We start from the raw sequence: 21,682 nt of genomic DNA, 5'->3' as shown, positions 1-21,682 counted from the left end.
AGGACCGTGCCATGGCTGAACGTCCCCTCAACGCCACTGCGGCATCGCTCCTCGGGTTCCTGCACGAGGGATCCAAGACCGGGTGGGACCTGGTGGTCACCGCGCAGGAACGAATCGGCAAGTTCTGGTCGATCACGACCAGCCAGGTGTATCGGGAGCTCGCCGCAATGGAGCGTGGAGGGTTGATCGAGGCGGGGGAACGGGGCGCCCGAGAGCGCAAGCCCTACACGCTCACCGAGGACGGTCGCCGGGCGTTCGCGGAGTGGATCGAGCGCGACCCCGGGCCGGAGAACATCCGGTATCCGATGCTGCTCACCGTCGCGTTCGGTGCGCACCTTCCGCCCGAGCGGTTGGCCGCGATGCTGGACTCGCACCGCGCAGCGCACGAAAGTCAGCTCGCCGAGTACGAGCGTGACGCCGCGGTCCACGGTTCCAACCGATTCGCACTGGCCACGCTCGACTTCGGGATCGTGTACGAACGTGCGGTACTCGAATGGTTCGATCGCGTCGGAAACCGTCTGGGGCAGGAAAGTCGCTGACGGCGCCGCTGCTCGCCAGGTGCGGGTCTCGGAGTCAGCCGATCACGCCGTCCTCGGCAACGACAACCGTTGGCAGGTCCACCCGTTGCGGAGCGCCGGCTTCATCGCAGATCACGGTGACGAACGCCGGAAACACGATTCGCCACGAGCCGCCGACGGGCGACAACGCGCTCGCGGCGAAGTCGGCCCACTCCCTCGGCAGCAACGTGACTGGTTCTTCCTGCAGCCATTGCGGCGTGGGGATCCGGCGATTCTGCTCTTCGGCGGGATCGACGACGAACCGCACGTCGGTGGCGGTGCCCGTTCCGACGTTGCGGAGCCGGAACCGGTCGACGGGGCCACGGATGCGCTGGACTTCGAACTCGACGTGCTCCGGCTGTGGGAATGCTCGCTGCGCGGCTTCGGCGATCCGGGTCAACGCGGTGACCTGTTCGAGCGCCACGTCCAGCGCAACTTCGGCCTCACGCCTGGCCTGATCGGCGAGGGCTGCCTTCCGCCAGGCTGCGGCTGTGGTGGCACCGAACAGCACCGCAGCCGCCGCGCCGACCCACGATGCGGTTTCCATGCGCGGAAACTTACCCGAACGCATCTCGGGGAGGTTCGCTGGTGACGTCTGCACGAGCGGCGACGCGCGGGGCGACGGTCAGGGGTTGACGGAGAGGAACACATAGGCAGCCAGCAGCACCAGGTGGACGCCACCTTGGAGGCGGGTGGCACGGCCCGGAACCACCGTCAGCATGCCCACCACCACGGTGATGGCGAGCAGCACCACCTGGGTGGGACCGAGGCCGAGCAGAAGTGGTCCGTCCAGCCAGATCGAGGCAACCGCAATGGCCGGAATGGTCAACCCGATGCTGGCCATCGCCGATCCCAGGGCCAGATTCAAGCTTATCTGGATCCGGTTTCTCTGCGCCGCCCGGACCGCGGCGAGGGTTTCCGGCAGAAGCACGAGCAGCGCGATGACCACACCGACGATGGATTGTGGCAATCCGGCATCCTCGACTGCGTCCTCGATCGTGGGGGACTCGACCTTCGCCAATCCCACGACTGCGCACAGCGCCAGCACCAACAGCGCGAGGCTCATGCCCGCCACCCTGCCCGACGGGGGTGCCGCGTTCCGGTCCTCGACGTTCACAGGTTCGTCGGGGATGACGGGCAGGAAGAAGTGTCGATGCGGTCCGGTTTGGGTGAGGACGAACATCCCGTACAGAACCAGCGAGGCCACTGCCGCGAATATCAACTGAGCCGAGGAGAATTCGGGGCCCGGCCGGCTCGTCGTGAAGGTCGGCAGCACCAGGCTCAGGGTAGCCAGCGACGCTACGGTCGCCAGTGCCGCGCCCGTACCTTCCGCATTGAACAGCGCAACCCCGTATCTTCGTGCGCCTACGAACAGCGACAACCCCATGATTCCGTTGACGGTGAGCATCACAGCCGCGAATACCGTGTCGCGGGCAAGTGAGGCCGTCGCCGGGCCACCCGAGATCATCAGCGTCACGATCAATCCGACCTCGATGACGGTGACGGCGACAGCGAGAATCAGCGATCCGAACGGCTCACCGACCTTGTGTGCAACCACCTCGGCGTGATGAACAGCGGCGAGCACTGCACCGACCAGCACCACCGCCACGACGAGCGCCAGAACCGTGCCGATGTTCCGGCCCCAGGTCACGCCCAACACCGCAACGGAGACCGGTGGAATCACCAGCGGCCACTCTGCAGTGACCGAACGCCACCCGAACGCCATGATTAGACCTTGCCAGCTCGATCCGCTCGGGAGGACCGCAATGCGGAACCCGCATCACCCATCCGCGGCGAGCCAGCGGTGGGTTGGGTCCGGGCCGACTGGCTTCGGGTGAGTGCGGCTCGCGTGGCGGCCTCAACCGTCATCACGATGAAATCGCGTCGGCGCGAGTCACGGTCGCGGCCACGCGGAAGAGGTGGCGAAAACAGTCGGTCTGCGGTCTGGAGAGCTACCCAGCCGTCGACGAGGGTGATCACGGTGATGAGCAGTTCCTGGGCGTCGCTCTCGGAAAGTTCGGGGACAGCTTCCCGCGCGCTGGCGACTATCGCCTGAGCGTGCTTCTGTCGCGATGCTTCCGCGACAGGTGCCTCGAGTTCGAGTCCTTCCCAGAACAGCAGACGGGTGAAAGTGGGGTGCTCGCGTTGGTAGTCGAATCGGCGACCGGCGTAGTCGGCGATGGCGACGACCCCGTGACCGGACAGCTCGACAGCGGCAAGCGTGGTTGCGAGTTCATGTTCGAGGACCGCGCTGAAGAAGGCTTCCTTCTTGCCGAAGTACTGGTAGATGCGCTCTTTGTTCACGCCTGCTTTCGCGGCGATCCGATCGACACGGGCACCGGCCAGCCCGAACGAACTGAATTCTGCAACCCCGGCCTCGATGAGGAGTCTCTTGGTTCGTTCGGTATCCCACGCCACGGCTGCATCCTACGACAACTCCAACTGTCTGGTTGCAATCTGCATGTCCAGCCCCTACGGTCAAGGCAACTGAATAGTTGGAGTTACGAGAAGGGCTACCTCAGGATGGAATCTCTTGCCCTCGCATCTACGGTGTTCGAACATTTCGCTCCGACGACCACGAGGCGCCGGCCTCCGCGAACGGAACGTGTCGACGGGCGCGCTCGGGATCTCGTGCCGGCGAGGGCCCCGTCCATCCACTTGCGGGTGGTCGTCACTTGGGTGTCCATCTTCCCGCTCGTCACGTTGGGTATGACCGTGATGACCTTGTCGGGCCCGATCACAAGCACCTGGCCGACATGGCTGCGGGCTTTGTCGCTCACCGGTGTCGTTGTTCCCACCGCGGTGTACCTCGTGGTGCCGCGCGTGCTTGATTTGTCAGTCCGGTGGATGACCTGGCGGTGCCGACGCTCTGCCGCTGCTGAGTCCTGTGAGAGCCTGCAGGCGGCACGCGCGATGCGCTCGCACTCGCATCAGTATTGAGCCGACCGGGTGGAGATCATGCGGTGCACTTCCTGGGTCGAATATCTGGCAGGAGGCAATCGAGCGTGCGGCGGTGCCGGCCGAGCGTCCGTCGGAAGGCCGCCGCCCTGAACGCAGTGCCGATTGCGGGCCGGTCCCGCTGCAATCAGTGGGGCGTGGCACCAGGCGTCGGACCGATGCGTTCGCCGGTATTTCCGCGTGCTGACCAGGAACGATCGCTACGATGAGGCAAGTACTTGCGTCGGAGAGGGTGCCGAGTTGTCGCTTTCGCGGACGAGAGGCTCGTGCGAATGAACCGTCGCCGATGGTCTCTTCGTAGGGCCGCTCTGGTTGTGGGTCTCGCCGCGACTCCACTGGTCTGGTGTCCTGGTGCGGCCACAGCGGCGCCGGTGTCGGCGCCGTTTCAGATACCCCGCGTGTGGGCTTCAGGGACTTTCGGCTATTGCTTCCCCGCCTGTATCGACGTCCCGGCTGCGGTTACTGGCGATGCGCCGGGGGTCGTGACGTTTCATGACCCAGCACTCATGGAAACCGTCGTGCTGTGGGTTGGCTGGACCAACCTGTCCAACGGAACATCGGGTGTTGCTTCCGTGACCAAAGACAAGCCTGGGGTTGCCCACACCGGTACCGGGGTTGTTACCGCCTCCGCCATGGGGAACCTGGTCGAGTACGTGGGAGCAAGAGGCATCTTCTACGTGCCGTAGGGGAGTCGACCAACTGCTTGTCCCTCATTTCTCGCTGCGGCCGGCTACCACTGGACGCGCGAATTCATGTCGGAGGTGCGAGGTACGTTCTCGTTGCGACGAAAGAGGTCGCCACTCACACTCAACGTAACCGAGGCAGTCCGGCTCGGGTGGATGCGAGGTGCAACCGCGCCTCGTATCTCGAGGGAGTGGCGACCTCTCTCGGCTCGCCACCATCCAGCTCGCGTGTTTCAGGCCGTTCCGCCGTGCCGGATCAGGCCGGCTCGGCGGCGATCCGCCCGGATTTCACCGCGGCGACCAGTGTTGCGTGGTCGGCTTCGGTTTGATCGGCGTAGCTGACGGCATACCGCCCGATCACCTCGTCCAGTTCCGTGTCGTTGGCGAAGTAGCCGGCGAGCACCCGCGGATCGAGCGAGCGGGTGTGTGCACGCGCGAGCAGGGCGCCTGCGAGCCGGCCGTAGTCGTCGAGATGATCTTGCTCGAGACCGGTTGGATCGATGTCCCCTTTGAGGTTTCGGAACTGCCGCACGATGAAAGGGAGGCCGTCGATGGTCGTCCAGCCCAGCAGAATGTCCGATTCCGCCTGCACCAGCCGGGCGCCGTGCACTATCCGCTTGCCCTCGTGTTTCGGCTCGTCGACCGGTAGGTACGCCGATAGTGCGGACGGCCGGGCCTGCTTCAGTTGAAGTACGAGCACCTCGTCCCGATTACCGTGCAGGAGGGCGATATAGCTGCGCAGACCCACGCTGCCGGTTCCGACGATCCGGAACGCGACGTCGGACACGGCGAATCGGGCGATCAAGTTCCTGCGGGACTCGCGCAGTGAGTCGACATACAGTTCCAGACCGTCGGTCACGGCGTCGGCGGTTGCGCGATCGACGTGGGTGAGGACCGGCGGGTCGTCGATGAACCGTCGTCGGCGGATCCCGGTCTCGTGATCTTCGAGGTGGGCGGTCCACTTCGCCGCGACCTTCTCGCTGGTATTGCGCCGCGCCTTCTGCGCGGCCTTGTCGAAGTCGTCGAGCAGAGCGTCGGCCTTGGCCCGCTCGAGCACCGACTTGTCCGGGAGCGCGTTCCACGACTGAAGGAATGGCAGTTCGGCGAGATCGCGAATGGTGCGCCGATACGATTTGACGGCGTCTTCGGCGGCCTCGATGCAGCCGTTCTCGGACACACCGCCTTCGCGTCCGGCGAGGACCAGGCTCGCGGCGAGGCGTTTGAGATCCCACTCCCACGGACCGGGGAGGGTTTCGTCGAAATCGTTGATGTCCATGACGATGTGACCGTCCGGTGTGCCGTACAGGCCGAAGTTGGCCGCATGCGCGTCGCCGCACAACTGCGCTGTCAATCCGGTAACCGGAGAGTCTGCGAGGTCGGCCGCCATCAGGCCGGCGGCGCCGCGGAAGAAAGCGAACGGGGAGGCGATCATCCGACCGATTCGCAGCGGGATCAGATTAGCCAGCCTTCCTCGATTGCTGGCCTCGACGAAATCGAGCACATCCGGCCGTCCCGCGCCGACCGCGGCGCTCTCGTGCGCACTCGACGGCACAGTGGCTCGCAACGCGTAGCCCCGCGCGAAAACGTCGTCCGCCTCGATCTGGGTTCGCAGGTCGACGGCTCGCGCTCGATTCTTCGTCACCTCGGCGACACTATCCCAGGCCCTGTCACCGTGTACCTCGTCAGCATTCGCTCGCCGCCGTCTTCGCCACACGACATTGTGGCGAAAGAGTGGTTATGCTTCGGTTTCCGGTGGTCGGCAGCATCCGGCGCCGGAGACACGTTCCGGCGGCATCCCGTGCCGCCGGGCCTTCCTTAACGGAGGAACGTCATGTCCGCTGAATCCGTCGCCGCCACCCCCGAGCCCACCGGCGGCCACATCCGATTGACCTCACACAGCGGCGGTGTCGGCGCCCTGCCGATCCACTGGGGAGCACCCACGCCGTCCGAGCGCGGACCGGTGGTCGGTACCACCACCAACCGCGCCCACCGCAACGTGATCGGAACGCACAGCGGCTCGTACAGCATCTACCGGGCACTGGCGGTGGCGTCGGGCGCGCTGTCGCGTCATCACAAGGCCGACCTCACCGACACCGCGCCCACGAACATCATCGGCCCGTACCCGCAGTGGAGCGAGCCCGGCAAGATCGTGAGCCTGGACCCGTGGGGTGCCACGGTGGCCGAGGTCTTCGCCGCCGAGTTGGCGGCCGGTCACGACATTCGCCCCAGCATCGCTGTCACCAAGGCGCATGTGATCCTGCCGGAGGTCATGGAGGCCATCCAGAAAGGTCGCCTGCACCCAGACGGCCGCTTCCTGCTGCCCAGCGGTGCTGCGCTGGTAACCAAGGCGGCGATCGAGCCGGTCTGGCACCTGCCGGGTGTGGCGGAGCGCTTTCACTGCAGCGAGACGGATCTGCGCCGCGTGCTGTTCGAGGAGACCGGCGGCATGTACCCCGAACTCGTGACGCGCTCGGACCTCGAGGTGTTCCTGCCCCCGATCGGGGGTCAGACCGTGTACATCTTCGGCGACGCTCGTGACCTGGCCGATCCAGGGGTGGAGCTGACCGCACGCGTACACGACGAATGCAACGGCTCGGACGTGTTCGGTTCCGACATCTGTACCTGCCGCCCGTACCTCACGCATGCGATCGAGGAGTGCATCCAGGGTGCGCAGCGCGGTGGCGTGGGCCTGGTGGCGTACTCCCGCAAGGAGGGCCGTGCGCTCGGCGAGGTGACCAAGTTCCTTGTCTACAACGCGCGCAAGCGCCAGGTGGGCGGCGACACCGCCGATCAGTACTTCGCCCGCACCGAATGCGTGGCCGGCGTGCAGGACATGCGCTTCCAGGAAATGATGCCCGACGTGCTGCACTGGCTGGGCGTCAGAAAGATCCACCGCCTGGTCTCCATGAGCAACATGAAGTATGACGCCATCACCGGCTCGGGTATCGAGGTCGGGGAGCGAGTGGACCTTCCCGCGGACCTGATCCCGGCCGACGCGCGCGTGGAGATCGACGCCAAGATGGCGGCCGGCTACTTCACGCCGGGCGCTGTGCCGGACGCTGACGAATTGGCGAAGGTCAAGGGCCGGGAGTTGGACGGATGAGCGTGACCGGCGTCGGTCCCGTTCTGGACACCGGGCGGGCCGAGGGTGCGGCCGCGGCTCTGCGTACCACGTCGGCCGTGCGGGAGCGCGCGCGACAGCTGCTGTCCCGTGCGCGCGAGGGCGATTCACTCTGGTTCGGCGTCGACGACGACGCATTGGAAGCGGCCGCGGCGGAGGTCGCCGACGTCACGCGTGCCCGCTATCCCGACCTGAAAATTCCGTACCACAGCCGCTGGCGCCATTTCGAAGCCGGCGGCGTGGACCGCAAGGCCGCGCTGGATGCACGGCTGACCGCGCTGGACGCGCCGGGCCGCGCCCGCGCCATGATCGACCTGGCCGTGGTCAGCGTCCTTCTCGACGCAGGTGCCGGTCCCGACTGGCACTACCACGAGGTGCACGGCGGGCAGCGCTTCGCCCGTTCCGAGGGCCTGGGCGTCGCGAGCTGGCACGCGTTCCTCAGCGGCCTGTTCGCGAGCGACGCGGCGCACCCGCTGCAGGTCGATGCTGCCGGGCTGTGCGGTCTGGACACGGACCGGCTGGCCGAGGTGTTCCAGGCCGGCCCATCCAACCCGTTGGTGGGCCTCGAAGGTCGCGTGCTGCTGCTTCGGCGGCTGGGCGAGGCGCTCGCCGCGCAGCCCGAAGTGTTCGGCACGCACGGCCGGCCGGGTGGCCTGTTCGATCTGCTGGTCGCCCCACAGGGTGCCGCCACGGCGACGGTCGCCGCCCACGACATCCTGTCGCAGCTCCTGACGTCGCTGTCGGGCATCTGGCCTACGGGCAACGCCATCGACGCCGAACCGTTGGGCGACGTCTGGCGCCACGACGCGGTGGCCGGTCCGGGCTTGACGCGGGGCTGGATGCCGTTTCACAAACTGTCGCAGTGGCTGAGTTATTCGTTGCTGGAGCCCTTCCAATGGGCGGGCGTTCGGGTGGTCGGGTTGGACGAGCTGACCGGCCTGCCCGAATACCGCAACGGCGGTCTGCTTCTCGATACCGGTGTGCTCCGCCTGCACGATCCGGCCTGGGCTGCACAAAACTGGACGGCCGGAGACGAATTGGTGGTCGAGTGGCGCGCGTTGACGGTAGCCCTGCTGGACGAACTGGCCCCGCTGGTGCGCGCACGTCTGGGCGTGGATCCCGGAGAGATGCCGCTGGCCTGCGTCTTGGAGGGCGGCACCTGGGCGGCGGGCCGCGCGCTGGCACAGCGCTCGCGGGGTGGGCTGCCGCCGCTGAACATCGTCAGCGACGGCACGGTCTTCTAGAAGAAACGAGGACGACTACATGGGCATGGTACACGTGATCGAGCACCCGCTGGTGCAGCACAAGCTCACGATGATGCGCCGTAAGGATGCCTCCACCAACAGCTTTCGTCGGCTGGCGAACGAGATCTCCGCGCTGATGACGTACGAGGTCCTCCGTGACATCCCGATGCAGGAGATCGACGTCGAGACACCGCTGGAATTCACCACCGGCAAGGTCATCGACGGTAAGAAGCTGGTCTTCGTCTCCATTCTGCGCGCGGGCACCGGCATCCTGGACGGCATGCTGACAATTGTGCCGGGCGCGCGCGTCGGCCATATCGGTCTCTACCGCGATCCCAAAACCCTCGGAGCCGTGGAGTACTACTTCAAGATGCCCGGCGATCTGCAGGAGCGCGACGTGGTGGTGATCGACCCGATGCTTGCCACCGGCAACTCCGCCGTGGCGGCAGTGGAGCGGTTGAAGGAATGCGGCCCCAAATCCATCAAGTTCGTCTGCCTGCTGACCTGTCCCGAAGGCGTTGCCGCCCTGCACAAGGCGCATCCCGACGTCCCGATCTACACCGCCGCCGTCGACCGTCAACTCGACGAGCACGGCTACATCCTGCCCGGCATCGGGGACGCCGGCGACCGTCTCTTCGGCACCAAGTAGCAGGCGCCGTCGTCACGGGGCAGTGGATTCCGGCACCTCGAGTTCGGTGTCCGGGGGTGTGGGGAATCGCAGCGCGAGCGCTGTCTTGATTTCGATGTGACGCAACAGGAAGGCGCGCTCGTCGAGCCGCTTGCGCCGCAGCCAGCCGGTGACTTCGTCGTTGCACTTACTGGCGTTGCACGAGCCGCAGGCCGGGGCGATGTTGTCGAGGGTGTAACGCCCGCCGCGGGACAGCGCCTGCACGCAGTCGCGTTGCAGCGGCTTGTCGGTCGTGCCGCAGTATGCGCAGCCACCCCACGCCTCGGTGAGCGCACTCCACTGCTCCGCGGTGAGGTCGTGCTCGACACTCTCCATCCGACGCTTGCGTTTACGGGCGCCCCTGGCCCTGCGACTCCGGTTGACCGCCATCGCCCCAGCCTAGGACTCGGGACGGGTCAACCGGCGACAGGGGGACGCTCTGTTCGAAGCTGAACACGTTCTCCGGGTCGTAGGTGGCCTTGACCTCGCGCAGCCGCTCGCGGTGGGAACCGTAGTACTCGCGTTCCCAGTCCGACGCGGCGGCGTTGGGCACGTTGACGTAGGCGCCGTCGCCATAGGGGCGCAGCGCCCGCCAGAAGTCGGCCGCCCAGCCCAGTGCCGTCGAGTTCAGGGCGGGGTCGTTCCAGGCGGCCCCCGGTTCGCAGTAGAACAGCGCGTCGCGGTGCGGGAACGCGGACCCGCCGGGCGGAGCGTGCCGGACGGCACCGCCGAAGCTCGAGCAGAAGAAATTGCTCGGCGGGCTGGGCGTGTTGGCCATGTAGTGGACGATCAGATCGATCGCCTCGTCGGGGAAAGGCCGGGTGACGAACTGCGAGTAGAACTTCCAGAGGGCGACGTCGTTCGGCCCCCTGTCGACGTCGCCGTACACGGTCTGCCAGGGGCCCTCCGTCACGGTCACGTCGGGATTGCCGATCGCCAGCAGCGACCGAAGTTGGTCCTCGAGTTCCCGCCGCGCACCGCCGAACAGCAGCGCAGACAGTTCGACCGCGGTGGAATCGACCTCCAGCGCGCTGGTCAGCCGCTCGTCGGCGACCGGCGCGTCGCGCTGCCACACGCGAAGCAGGGCGCCCAGGTCGTCGTGACCGGTCCACCTCGCGACGAGGAATGTGACGTTCGAGTGCTCGTGCAGCCTCAATGTGTAGGACGTCGCAATCCCGAAGTTGCCGCCGCCCCCGCCACGGCACGCCCACAGCAGGTCGGAGTTGCTGTGCTCGGTGGCCTCCACGACCTTCGCCGAGCGCGCGCCGTCGGCCACCACCACCTCCGCGGCGAGCAGGTTGTCGCACGCCAGACCCATACTGCGGGTCAGTAGTCCGAAGCCACCACCGAGAATCACGCCACCGAGACCGACGCCGCCCTCCGAGCCGGTCGGAACGACGAAGCCGCGTTGCCCGAGAGCCGCGACCGTCTCCTGCTGCGTCAGCCCCGTCCCGACGGTCGCGGTGCGCGTCGCTTCGTCGATCACGATGCTCTTCATCCGACTGACGTCGACGACCAGCCCGCCGTCGATCGACGACCAGCCCTCGAGGCTGTGGCGACCGCTGCGGGCACGCAGGGCGATGCCCTCCGTGCGAGCCCAGCGGACCGCGTTGACCACATCCTGCGTGTCACAGCAGAACACGATCGCCTCGGGATAGCGGGAATACAGGCGGTTCCAGCCCACCCGCGCCGCCTCGTAGCCGGAATCGCCGGCACGCACCACGTCACCGGTGAGCACGGTGGTGGCAGTCAGGGGCTTCATCTGTCGGTCAGTGCGAGAAGACATCGGCGTCTCCCGGCTCGGTGTCCAGTACCTCGCGTTTGAAAATCAACAGGTACGCGAAGTACAACCCGCCCGCGAGGAGCAACCCGACCGCAATCAGGATCGAGGTCAGTGCACTCGAGGGCGACACGATCACGAACAGCACGACCGCCGACCACAGCAGCGCACCGATCGCGACCGGCAGCTCGAAGCGCCCGAGATCGAACGCGCCCTCCTTACGATCCAGTCGCCTCCGCACCGCAAGATAGAGGAGGATTATCGCGCCGTAGAGGACCGCCGAGATGACCGTCCCCACCGTGAGCAACTCCAGCAGTGCGCCACCGGGCAGCACGGCCATAAGGACGACCCCGACGACGACGATCATGATGGTCGCCGGAATGGGTGTCTGCGTGCGCGGGTTGACCCGGCGCATCAACCGGTAGGCAGGGAAACGCGCGTCGCGCGACATCGCGAACACCATCCGCGAGCAGGTGGCGAGGGTCACCATCCCGGCGCCGAAGAATGCGAACGCGATCGCGACCAGGAGGGTCCTCTCCATCACCGGACCCAGCTGATCGCGCAGGATCGCCGCCACCGGGGTGTCACTGGCGCTCACCCGGGGGATATCTTTGATCGCAATCGTGAGCGCGATCAGGAACACCAGTCCCAGCACAGCCGCCGCGACGACCGATCCCACGATCGCGCGCGGGACGCTGCGAAACGGATCCTTGGCCTCCTCAGCCATATTCGCCGCGGAGTCGAAGCCGACGAGCGTGGCGAGCCCCATGATCATCGCAGCCATCAACCCGCCGCCGACGGCGAAGTAATTGGGGGCGCCTTCGGTGATACCGCGCGAGGTCAGGTTGCCGACCGAGCCCTCGCCCGAGATCGCCACGGCGGCGAAGAGCCCGATCGCCAGCACCACCACGATCACCAGTTCGAGCCCGACCGCGCCCGACGTGATCAGCCCGACGAGGCGCGTGGAGAACACGACGAGCACCGCCTGAACAAGCACCACCACGAGCGTGATCACGCGCGCCGTGTTCTCGTCGGGCTGCATGCCGAACAGCGGCATGAGCGCGGAGCTTGCCATCGCGTTGTCGACCGTCACCACGCCGAGTGCCAGGTAGCAGAAGGTGAGCCAACCGAACAACCAGCCGATCTTCGGGTTGGCCAGCCGCGAGGCCCATTGATAGGAGGAGCCACTGAGTGGGATGCGGGCCGCGAATTGGGCGATCACCAGCGCCACCAGGGTCTGCCCCAACGCCACGATCACCCAGAGCCAGATCCCCACCGGTCCGGCGTCTCGGAGTACGTCATCGTAGGTGCCGAAGATCCCGACCGCCACCGAGATGAACGCGAACGAGACCGCGAACACCTGAAAGGAGCCCAGCGTTCGCTTCAGCTCCGGTTTGTAACCGCAGTCCTGACATTCTTGATCGGCGATCTGCGCGCCCACCACGTCTTCTGCCGTCATCTGGGCCGCCTCACGTTCGATCGGGAACTTGCGGGGTAGTGAATCGCGATAGAGACCCGTCACAGCGAGACCCGTTCCGCGATCAGGACGAGACTGGTCTGTTTCATCCTCCTCCTCGCGGATACGGATGTCATCGATGGTTCGTCTCTCTAAATACTCCGAGATGCGCACGGGGCGCGTCAGCGCACACGTCTCGGCCGCCGAGGTGAATGGCCCCGGCGGCCGCAAGAGAGTGCTGTCGATCCAGAGTGAGTCGGTGTCGACCGTGTGTCACATCCAGGGCATGTCGGGATCGAGCGAGTGGGAGATCACCCCGTCGTCGGGCTCGAGGGGGTAGTAGACCTGGTGGATGGTGGCACCCTGCTGGGAGTCAACGGTCGCGGCGGCGGGGCCGTAAAGAGTTGTGCCGCCGGGCTCGACCAGCGTGGTGCCGGGCTCGACGAGGGTCACCTGCGGGGGCACGTCTTCGTCGGGGGCGTCGCAGGCGACCATGGGCCACGCGTTTGCGCAGCCGATTCGGTCCCTGACCTCGACCTTGTACGGGGAGAGTCCGGATTCGGGGGAGACGACTTGCGGGAACGTCGACTGGGCGGGTGCGGCGGCAGCAGTGGCGCTCTGGGCCATGAACATTCCCAGTCCGAGGGCGGCGCCCGTTGCGGCTGCTGCGGCGATGCGTGTCTTCGTCGAGTTCATTGCGTTTCTCCTGAGTGTGGTGTGTGAATTTCCGTGTCCCTTGTGGACGAACACCAGTCTTCGCCGGAAGGGGGGTCCGGCACCGCCCCCTGAAGGGGTGGTCGGCCGTCCATCCAGGGGTGGATGTTTGCACCCCGGGGGGTGTTCCGAAGTCACGAAAGAACAGTGGTCTGCCGCGGTCGGCGACGTCAGAGGTAGAGGTCGACGAGGGTACTGATCACCGACCAGTGCGTGGTCCGTGCCCGCACGGTCCTCAACTCGGGGTAGACGACGCGGAAGGTGCGCGCGAGGGCGACGCTGAGTCCGCCGGTGATGTCGGCGAGCCCCGATCGGGTTTCGGTTGCGAGGATGCCGTCGAGGGGCGGGTAGTCGGCCAGTCGTTCGACGATCGGATCTACCCGGAGGCCGGGTCCGAGCTCGCGGAACAATCCGATATTCTCCTGCAGGCCTCGGGTGATCGGCAGGTCGGTGGGTTCGACGATGTGCCGGTGCTGGGCGGCCGCGCTCTCCTGCGCGACGAGGAGCAGGTCGTAGAGTTTCGCGGTGACGACGTCGTCGAATCGGTGAAAGTCCTCCCGGACGACGCCGAGACTGGCGACGTCCCGGAAGATGTCCGCGAACTGGTCGAACGTCATGAGCGTCCCACGGCTTCCGGCCTCCGCACGTTCCATGAGGTGATCATCCTCCGTGATGCGGTCACACATCCGACGAACCGCGCGCAAAGGATGCTCGGTCCGGAATCCCGTTGTCCGGCACGACGTCCTGCGTCCGCTGAGAGTGCTTCCCAGTCCGGGCCCACGGGAGGGAACCTGTCCTGCGGGGGCGGCGCATGGGTTGTGCAGGACCACGACCAGCGAGTACAGCGAAAGGTATGACGTCGACGAACTGGACGCGGTGGTTGCCGTTGGCGGCCGTCGCGGTGTTCGTCGTCGTGCTCGCGGCGAGCGGGATGGTTCCCGCCTGGCCGGGACTGCTGCACCTGGTCGCGCTGCCGCCGCTGGATCAGTTCGCGGACCTGCGACTTCTGCTGGTGCGTACCGCCTCGTGGCCGCAGTTCCTGGTGCTGCTGGCCGTGGTGTCGGCCGTGCGGGTCGTGCTGATGGCCTGGCTTCTCGGTGGACTCGATGCCCGACGCCTCCGCTTCGCCGCGATGTTCTACGCGGCGGCGTTCGGCCCGATCCTTCTTGCGACGCTCGGTGACGCGACCGCCTACGCGGCGCTGTACTCGCGGGCGTTCTGGCCGGCGGTGGCGCTGGTCGGACTGCTGGTCTTGATACTCGGCCCGGTCCCGTGGCAGGGCGGGGTCACCGTGCGCGGGGCGATGGCGCGGGCGTGGCGCCGCGGCCTGCGGATCGAGGTGATGGTGCCGTACTGCGCGGCGGTCCTCGGGCTCGGCGTTCTGGCCGACCGGGCCCCGGCCCTCACCGTGCTGCTCGTGCCGGTCTCGGCTGCGGCGACGGGACTGACGGTGTGGGCGATGGACCGTGAACCGGTTACCCGGCCCGTCGCGGCGCTTGCTGCCGTGCTCGTCGTGGTGACGGCGGCGTCGGTGATCTTTGTACGGACGCGAGGATATGACGATCCGGAACCCGCGCCGCGGCAGGCCGGTTCACTGTTCCTGATGTCCGGAATCAATTCGCGTTCGGGGCAGGGGAGCATCCACCGGGCCGACGTGCACCGGCTGGGTTACGAATGCGATCAGGTGTACTACTTCTCCTACGCCGGCCCCGGCGACGGGCAGCCGCAGCGCGACTCGACGTGTCCGATCAGATCGGGTGCCCCGTACGAATCTGCCGACACCCAGCGCCCCGTCGAGGAACAGGTCGCGTTGTTTGCCGAACAGACCGCGAACCTGCAGCGGCCGTTGACCGTTGCCGCACATTCCCACGCCGCCTGGATTGCGTGGGACGCGGTTGCCACCGGGCGGGCGCGGGTCGATGTGCTGGTGCTGGTGGGCGTCTTTCCGGAGACCCCGCTCGGCTTTCCACCCCCGGATGGCGATCGACGGGGCAGGGTGTTCGGCGACCTGTTGCGGTGGGCGGCGCCGGTGACCGACGTCGTCTTCTTCCACTTCGACCCCGACACGCCCGCGGCGCGGGAGCTGCTCGGCACCGCGGGCAGCGCACAGGCCATTCTCGACGAGCCGCTGCCCGGGGAGGTGCGTGTTCTGAGTATCACCTCGGCTGCCGATCTTCCCCTGATGCCGCACGGCTGGCGGCTCGACGTCGAACGCAATGGCTGCCCGGTCCGCGCCGCACACTCGTCGCTGCCCACCTCGGCTGCCTTCGAGGACGAGGTGATCCGGTTCCTGGACCACCGGGATCCTCCACCGTGCCCGATGTGGCGGGATTGGGGTGCGGTCGTGATGCACGCGTTCGGGTCACCGCCGAGTGGGAGCTGACAGACAGCGGTGCGACCCAGCTGTCCGGACCGACGACACCGAATTGTGTCGAAGCGGACGAAGCGATTTCTCGGACGCCGGAGCACGCCGCGGAGTTAAATGGAATGACGCAGGCGTAATGGATTTCGGCAGCGAGTAAGCCCAACTCAAGGTCCGCCGCCGCCCGCTCCGGTCGCGTCCTGACCGTGCGGGAGGCATAGCGTCGGGGTGCGCGATGATCGAAGCAGTGACAGGGCTCCTTGCGAGGAGAACCGAACCCGCCGATGCCCGATCCGACCCGCCCGAACACATCGATCACGATGCACGTGTCCGCGGTGTCGCAGTCGGAAGACTCCTGGCGGTGGCGGCGTTGACACCAGCGCAGGCCGCACTACTCGTCGCGGATGCGCTCCATGAGCTCGAACTGGCGCGCGGCGAGGGGCCCTACCCATTCCGCCTCCGGAACGTGACGGTGTCCGATGCCGGTCATCTCACGATCGAGTGCGCGGGCAGTGCGTCCCGGCGAGACATGAACGAGGCGGTGGTCGAACTTCTCCGAAGCATTGCGACGAACTGTCGCGGTTCGGCCCTGGCCGACCGGTTGCACGAATCGCTCGCCGAAACAACAGATCTGGATGCGTTGGTGCACCGGGTTCGTCAGGCGATCGCACCCGATGTCGACCCAGCCGAGGAGAGAAGGAAACGCTGCCAACTTGCCGGGCTCGTCGCGGCCACCACGGGACGGCCGCGTCCTGACACCGAGGTGGTGGGGGAGCGGACGGACGTCCGGGACTGGCCATATGTGGCGGCCGGTTCCACCCTCGCACCGTCAGGCTGGTTTCCGCCGGTCCGGAATCCGTGGCATCGCAAAAGGAGACGGCCGTCGCGGCGGCAGGGAGCACTCGGCCTGATCGCGATCCTGATACTCGTCGCTGCAGCGTGGATGGCTCCCCGGGTGTGGTCGGAGCTGCGCCGGGGATGGGACGCCGTCCTGAATCCCGTGAATCCCTCGGAGCAGAATCAGATTCGGCCCGTATCGCCGCCTCCACCGGAACCCCAGGCTGACCAGCCACCGTCGGCGACGATCGATGTCGGCCGGCCGCCGCCGCCCGTCGACATCGGTGCCCCCGGCAGTGCGGGGCCGATCACCCTCGTCACGGTCACGCGCGCCAACGGGGAGTGCCTGCCCGGGCAGGCGTGCGCGATCCGAGTCGACATTCGCCTCGATCCGGCAGCAGCTGTCGGCGCCGTGACCTGGCGGGTGAACGTGTACGACCGCTGCTCCGGCGAGGTGCGGCCCACCAGTGACGTGACGCTGCCCGTTCAGCCAGGGTCACAACAGGTTTACGGCATCGTCCGGACCGATCTGCCGCCGGGCGCCGCACTCGCCGTCGCGGCCGTCACCAGCGCCCCGGCGACGGCCGCGTCCGAGTCGCTGCTGGTGCCTGCCGAAAACGCTCGCTGCTGAGCGGCGGGGGGAGGGGTGGGATGCACGACGACAAGCACGACGACAAGCACGAATCCGACCCGTGGATCGTCGGTGCGGCGATCGTTCTCGTCGTGCTCGGCCTTCTGAATTTGCTCTCGACAGGGAAGACGGCAGACGCTGTTCGCCACACGCTCTTCGCCGTTGCCGGTCTGGGCATCATGTATGTGGTGTCCCGCCTGCGGATGAGTGATCTCCGCGCCTTCGGCTGGGCAGTGTTCACCGTGGCGACCGTGTTGCTGGCGGTCGTACCGTTCGCGGGGGTCGCGACCAAGGGTGCTCAACGCTGGCTGGACTTCGGCGTATTCACCGTCCAGCCGTCCGAGCTGGCCAAGCTCGCCCTGGTTCTCGTGCCCGCGAGCATGCTCGCCGGTGGGTTCACGCTGGCACGATTCGTCGCGACCTTGGCGATCGTGGGCGTACCCATTGCACTCGTCGCACTCCAACCCGACCTGTCGACTGCCGTCGTGCTCGTCGCGACGGCGGGATTCATGCTCATCCTCGCCCGAGTCCCGCTTCTGCCTCTGGTTCCGCTGTTCGTGCTGGGTCTCGCGTCGCTTCCGCTCGCCGTGCTCTTTCTCCGCCCCTACCAGCTCGAACGGGTCCACGTGTTCCTGTCGAGCAACGCCGACCCTGCCGGCGCGGGATGGGCCGAGCTGCAAGCGAACATCGCGATCGGCAGCGGTGGCCTGTGGGGGCTGGCGCGCGACCCGATGTACGCGGTGCGGGCCGAGTATCTTCCCGAATCGGAGCACGATCTCGCGTTCGCCAGCCTGGTGTACGGGTGGGGTTTGATCGCCGGCCTGGCTGTCGTGGTGGCAACTTCGGTCATCGTGTGGCGGGCTGCACTCTCCGCGCGCACGGCGCGCACTCGCGAGGCCGCACTCGTCGCGGCAGGAATCGGCGCGTTGTTCGGCATCCACGCGCTGGTGTCGATCGGTCAGAGTCTGTCGCTGCTGCCCCATACCGGCATGCCGATTCCCCTCTTCAGCTACGGGGGCACCGCCGCCATCGTCGGTTTCGTCGCCATCGGACTGGTGCTCGCGGTGCGCCGAGACGGCGTCGCGCGACCGCTGTGGACCCCGGATCCCCGACGGCGGCGCCGCCCGCGCGGAATGTCGGCGGGCACCCTGACGATGACCGCGGCACTCGTCGCGATGTCGGTGTTCGCCTGGCAGTTGCAACACGACCGGGGTGCGGAATTCCGGGCGATGAGCGACCAGCAGATGATGCGGTGCATCCGCCTGCCCGCAGAGCGCGGACTGATCCTCGACCGCAACGGTGTTCCCCTGGCGGTCAACGTGGCCGAGTACGCCGTTGCGGTGGTCGCCCGGATGTTCGACGAGCACGACGACGACGCCCGGAACCGGTTGGCCGCGGTGCTCGCCCGGTCTCCCGACGAGGTCGCGGACCTGATCGATGCCGGTGGCGAAGGCGAGTCGCAGGTGGAAGTCGGCCGAGTCGCGCCCGACCAGGCGCGGCGCATCGTGGACGCGCGACTTCCCGGTGTCCTCGTGGTGCCTACCGGCCGCAGGCAGTACCCGTACGGTGCCGTTCTCGCCTCCGTCCTCGGGCACGTCGGGGTCGCCGACGCCGACGACATGGAACGCTGGCCGCATCTCGCGCTCGGGTCACGCGTCGGCAAGGCGGGACTCGAGAAGCAGTACGACGCTCTGCTCCGCGGCAGCGACGGCAAACAGTGCATGTATGTCGATCCGTCCGGGCATCCGGTGGCCGCCGGCGAACGGGTGGACCCGGTACGGGGCCACGATCTGCGCCTGCACCTCGACATCGAAGTGCAGAACCTGGCCACCGACGCACTCGTGGAGGCGATGCGCACCAGCAAGGGCGACCTCGGTGCCGCAGTCGTGATGGACGCGCGGAACGGAGCCGTGCTGGCCCTCGCCAGTGTCCCGGGGGCCGACAACAACGTCTACGGACCTCCGGCCGACCTCGTCGCCCTCGCGGCGCAGAGTCAGACCCCGGGGCCGAGCCCGTTGCTCAACAATGCCACCCAGACCGCCGTCCCCCCGGGCTCCACCTTCAAGATCGTCGTCGCGGCGGCGAATACCCGATACCCGGTGCTGTCGCCGGACGCGGTGATCGACACCGGCGCCGCCTACACCTACGGCGGCCACACCTTCCGGAATTGGCAACCGATGGGCCCGCACAATCTGCTGCAGGCGATTCAGTGGTCCGACAACGTCTACTTCTACAAGCTCGGTGAACTCCTGGGTCCGGAGAGGATGGCGGACGTCGCGGGCCAACTCGGCGTCGGCATGCGGTCCGGGATCGACCTGCCGGGCGAGGCCGAGGGGTTCCTCGGCACCCCGGAGAACGTCGGAAGCATCGGGGCCACCTGGTATCCCGGGTCGACGCTGTTGATGGGTATCGGACAGGGCACCGTCAGCGCGACCCCGATACAGGTGGCGCGCTGGACGTCGGGGATCGCCACCGGCGCGATGGTGACGCCTCAGCTCGCCGCGGCGTACGGGTCGGAACTGACCCCCATCCCGACAGCGGAGCCTCAGCGTCTGCCCTTCGCGGACTTGCTCGGTCCCGTCCGGGCAGGCATGCGGGCGTCCGCGTCGGCGGGGACCGCCGGGCAACTCGCGGACCTCCCGGTACCGGCCGGCGCGAAGACCGGCACGGCGGAGGACCCGTCGGCGCCCGGAGAAGGACTGAATGCCTGGTTCTCCGCGGTCGCGCCTTTCGACGCCCCCCAGATCCAGGTGTCGGTGCTGATCCGCGGTGGTGGCTTCGGGTCGGCGACGGCGGGCCCCGTGGTCAAGAAACTCCTCGAGCACTACTTTCCGCGACCGCCCGCCCCGGCGCCGACTCGGTGATCAGGCGCTGTAGGCGGCAACCACCTCAGGGTGCACCAGACACGCCGTAGCGCCCTCGGCGACGCAGGTGAGTGGGCGCTCGGCGGTCTTCACCGGGAATCCGAAGGACTCTTCGAGCAGCTGGGACAGCCCGCGGAGCAACGCCCCGCCACCGATGACGAGCAGCCCTTCCGACATCACGTCACCGATCGCCTGGGCGGGGAGGTCGTCCAGGCATTCCGTCAATGTCTGCACGATTCCGGTTGTCGTCGGCCGCAACGCCTCCACGATCTCCTCGGTCTCGAGTGTCACCAGGCGTGCGCGGCCGGTCACGGCGTCGCGGCCCTCGACGACGAGCGACTGCCCCTCGGCGCTGTCGGGTTCACCCAGCTTGGCACGCTCGGCGGTGAGTTCGCCGACGACGATCTTGTGCTCTGCCCTCAGGTACTGGTACAGCGCGTTCGTCAATTCGTCGCCCGCGACACGGCAACTACGGTGAGAGAGAATGCCACCGAAACAGATGGCGGTGACTTCCGAAGTGCCGCCGCCGATATCGACGACGAGGTGTGCGCGTGGTTCCATGGGGTTGATTCCGCAACCGAGCGCACCCGCCACCGGCTCCGGTACCAACCCCACTTTCCGCAGACCGGCCTCGTGGCCGACCTCGAGCAGTGCGCGGCGTTCGAGCGGGGTTGCGCCCGCGGGGACCGAGATGACGGCCTTGGGCCGCAGACCGTATCGCCTGGCGGAGGAGACCCGTTTGATGACGGCCGTGACGAACGCCCGCGCCGACTCCAGGTCGACGATCACCCCGTCACGCATCGGTCGAACCGGCGTGATTCCGATTGGAGTGCGGCCGACGAGACTTCGCGCCTCCGTGCCGATCGCGAGAGCACGGTGCGGATCCTTCGTTCGAACGAGCATGAAGGACGGCTCGTTCAGTACGATGCCGTCGTCGGGAGTTCCGACGACAGTGTTGGCAGTTCCGAGATCGATACCAAGTCCACCCACGTCGGCCTCCAGAGGGATTCCAGCGAGATGATCCTGATGTTACGCAGCCGCAGCGTCGTTCGGAAGATATCGCGTGACACCAAAGATTCCCGGTAGCGATCAGGAGGGCCGCGGGATTTCCTCGGTGCGTCATCGTGTCCGCTCCCACGGCCAGGTCATCAGGGCCCACACGACGAGAATCAGTGTCGTCGCGGTCAGTAGGTACACCGGCCAGGGACCCAGAACGTCCAGAAGGGTCGCGGTGGCAGGCTTTCTGTTGAGGAAGCCGTAGTTGGTTCCGGCGACGCGGTTGAACGTGAAGGTCACTGCCGCCCAGACGACGGTGACCAGGACCGTGAACCGGTAGCTGCGCCACCGGGGCCGCATCCCTCGACCCCACGTCAGATAGATGGCCGCCCAGACCACGAGCAGGTGAATCGCCCAGAACGCGAGGAACTGATAGTGGGGGAAGTCCGGACCGGTCAGAACAGGCGAGATCAACGCCTGGGTGCTCAGCACGAGTCCCCAGTAATACGTGAGCGCGTAGGCCCACTGCGCCCGGGACCACAGGGCACAGGCCGCCGCCACGGTCGCGAGATCGGTCAGGCGCAGCGGTACCGAGCCGCCGATCGTGGGCGGAATCGAGAAATGAACCAGTGTCGCGCCGTATATCGCGGCCGTCAGCACCGCAAGGACTCGGCCCAGGCGCCGGGCTTGCGATACGGTTCGCCGTCGTCCGAGCCGGACCAGAACCGCGGCCCCCACGACGAACAGCGCGATCATCGCCCAGTACGACGGGCCGTACGCCGTGAATTCCCTGTCCGATGAGAACACTCTCG

At 67.2% G+C, this 21,682-nt stretch carries 19 protein-coding genes; 8 read left to right on the top strand and 11 right to left on the bottom strand.

The genetic code is table 11. The features are described from left to right. Positions 1 to 11 precede the first annotated feature (11 nt). Entirely contained in the window at positions 12 to 539 is a 528-nt protein-coding gene (locus PSR88_RS01260; protein WP_016881154.1) for a PadR family transcriptional regulator, read from the top strand. A gap of 34 nt (positions 540 to 573) precedes the next feature. On the opposite strand, the gene PSR88_RS01255 is transcribed toward PSR88_RS01260, so the two are convergent. From PSR88_RS01255 to PSR88_RS01245, 3 genes are all read right to left on the bottom strand, one after another. Beyond that, the gene (locus PSR88_RS01255) at positions 574 to 1,104 is read right to left on the bottom strand and encodes a hypothetical protein (RefSeq protein WP_237723913.1); all 531 of its coding nucleotides are present in this window, start codon (positions 1,102 to 1,104) and stop codon (positions 574 to 576) included. A 78-nt stretch (positions 1,105 to 1,182) separates the two neighbouring features. Next, entirely contained in the window at positions 1,183 to 2,283 is a 1,101-nt protein-coding gene (locus PSR88_RS01250; protein WP_009472820.1) for a calcium:proton antiporter, read from the bottom strand. Positions 2,284 to 2,285: 2 nt separating this feature from the next. After that, complete coding sequence (locus tag PSR88_RS01245) at positions 2,286 to 2,975, bottom strand: TetR/AcrR family transcriptional regulator (RefSeq protein ID WP_009472819.1); 690 nt, start codon at positions 2,973 to 2,975, stop codon at positions 2,286 to 2,288. A gap of 1,046 nt (positions 2,976 to 4,021) precedes the next feature. Here PSR88_RS01245 and PSR88_RS01240 point away from each other — a divergent pair. Next, positions 4,022 to 4,201, top strand: coding sequence for a hypothetical protein (locus PSR88_RS01240; RefSeq protein WP_009472816.1), 180 nt, complete (start codon positions 4,022 to 4,024; stop codon positions 4,199 to 4,201). 253 nt (positions 4,202 to 4,454) lie between these two features. On the opposite strand, the gene PSR88_RS01235 is transcribed toward PSR88_RS01240, so the two are convergent. After that, positions 4,455 to 5,840, bottom strand: coding sequence for a DUF2252 domain-containing protein (locus PSR88_RS01235; protein WP_029538490.1), 1,386 nt, complete (start codon positions 5,838 to 5,840; stop codon positions 4,455 to 4,457). A gap of 189 nt (positions 5,841 to 6,029) precedes the next feature. Between PSR88_RS01235 and PSR88_RS01230 the strand changes: the two genes are divergently transcribed. The 3 genes from PSR88_RS01230 to upp are packed head-to-tail and all read left to right on the top strand — an operon-like array spanning position 6,030 to position 9,212. After that, the gene (locus PSR88_RS01230) at positions 6,030 to 7,301 is read left to right on the top strand and encodes a GTP cyclohydrolase II (protein WP_016881157.1); all 1,272 of its coding nucleotides are present in this window, start codon (positions 6,030 to 6,032) and stop codon (positions 7,299 to 7,301) included. Continuing rightward, positions 7,298 to 8,563, top strand: coding sequence for a URC4/urg3 family protein (locus tag PSR88_RS01225; protein WP_016881159.1), 1,266 nt, complete (start codon positions 7,298 to 7,300; stop codon positions 8,561 to 8,563). The genes PSR88_RS01230 and PSR88_RS01225 overlap by 4 nt, the downstream gene beginning before the upstream one ends. Positions 8,564 to 8,582: 19 nt before the next feature. Continuing rightward, a complete protein-coding gene (upp, locus tag PSR88_RS01220; RefSeq protein ID WP_016881160.1) occupies positions 8,583 to 9,212 on the top strand; it encodes a uracil phosphoribosyltransferase in 630 nt (209 codons plus the stop codon). Positions 9,213 to 9,224: 12 nt separating this feature from the next. Here upp and PSR88_RS01215 read toward each other — a convergent pair whose 3' ends face one another. From PSR88_RS01215 to PSR88_RS01195, 5 genes are all read right to left on the bottom strand, one after another. Then, complete coding sequence (locus PSR88_RS01215; protein WP_016881161.1) at positions 9,225 to 9,566, bottom strand: HNH endonuclease; 342 nt, start codon at positions 9,564 to 9,566, stop codon at positions 9,225 to 9,227. 13 nt (positions 9,567 to 9,579) lie between these two features. Beyond that, positions 9,580 to 10,992, bottom strand: a complete 1,413-nt coding sequence (locus PSR88_RS01210; protein WP_016881162.1) for an FAD-binding oxidoreductase — start codon at positions 10,990 to 10,992, stop codon at positions 9,580 to 9,582. Positions 10,993 to 10,999: 7 nt separating this feature from the next. Then, complete coding sequence (locus PSR88_RS01205; RefSeq protein WP_029538492.1) at positions 11,000 to 12,469, bottom strand: APC family permease; 1,470 nt, start codon at positions 12,467 to 12,469, stop codon at positions 11,000 to 11,002. A gap of 270 nt (positions 12,470 to 12,739) precedes the next feature. Further along, a complete protein-coding gene (locus PSR88_RS01200; RefSeq protein ID WP_011593545.1) occupies positions 12,740 to 13,162 on the bottom strand; it encodes a hypothetical protein in 423 nt (140 codons plus the stop codon). Between the two features lie 188 nt (positions 13,163 to 13,350). Beyond that, positions 13,351 to 13,833: a DUF1931 family protein gene (locus PSR88_RS01195; protein ID WP_009472807.1), complete on the bottom strand. Its 483-nt coding sequence runs from the start codon at positions 13,831 to 13,833 to the stop codon at positions 13,351 to 13,353. A gap of 200 nt (positions 13,834 to 14,033) precedes the next feature. Here PSR88_RS01195 and PSR88_RS01190 point away from each other — a divergent pair, with 200 nt between their 5' ends. From PSR88_RS01190 to PSR88_RS01180, 3 genes are all read left to right on the top strand, one after another. Then, positions 14,034 to 15,563 carry a membrane protein gene (locus PSR88_RS01190; RefSeq protein ID WP_029538494.1) on the top strand — a complete coding sequence of 510 codons (1,530 nt, stop codon included), beginning with the start codon at positions 14,034 to 14,036 and terminating at the stop codon, positions 15,561 to 15,563. Between the two features lie 214 nt (positions 15,564 to 15,777). Continuing rightward, positions 15,778 to 17,010 carry a hypothetical protein gene (locus PSR88_RS01185; protein WP_016881165.1) on the top strand — a complete coding sequence of 411 codons (1,233 nt, stop codon included), beginning with the start codon at positions 15,778 to 15,780 and terminating at the stop codon, positions 17,008 to 17,010. A gap of 20 nt (positions 17,011 to 17,030) precedes the next feature. Further along, entirely contained in the window at positions 17,031 to 19,874 is a 2,844-nt protein-coding gene (locus tag PSR88_RS01180) for an FtsW/RodA/SpoVE family cell cycle protein (RefSeq protein WP_016881166.1), read from the top strand. On the opposite strand, the gene PSR88_RS01175 is transcribed toward PSR88_RS01180, so the two are convergent. Continuing rightward, on the bottom strand, positions 19,875 to 20,864 hold the full coding sequence (locus PSR88_RS01175; RefSeq protein WP_009472803.1) for a rod shape-determining protein: 990 nt from the start codon (positions 20,862 to 20,864) through the stop codon (positions 19,875 to 19,877). Between the two features lie 129 nt (positions 20,865 to 20,993). Next, positions 20,994 to 21,677, bottom strand: a complete 684-nt coding sequence (locus tag PSR88_RS01170; protein WP_016881167.1) for a TIGR02206 family membrane protein — start codon at positions 21,675 to 21,677, stop codon at positions 20,994 to 20,996. Between the last annotated feature and the right edge of the window lie 5 nt (positions 21,678 to 21,682).

Origin of the sequence: Rhodococcus sp. DK176, from assembly GCF_038447315.2 — a bacterium.
Lineage (GTDB): Bacteria > Actinomycetota > Actinomycetes > Mycobacteriales > Mycobacteriaceae > Rhodococcus_F > Rhodococcus_F jostii_A.
The sequence above is the reverse complement of the archived record's forward strand: the minus strand, read 5'-3'. Positions and strand labels throughout refer to the sequence as shown.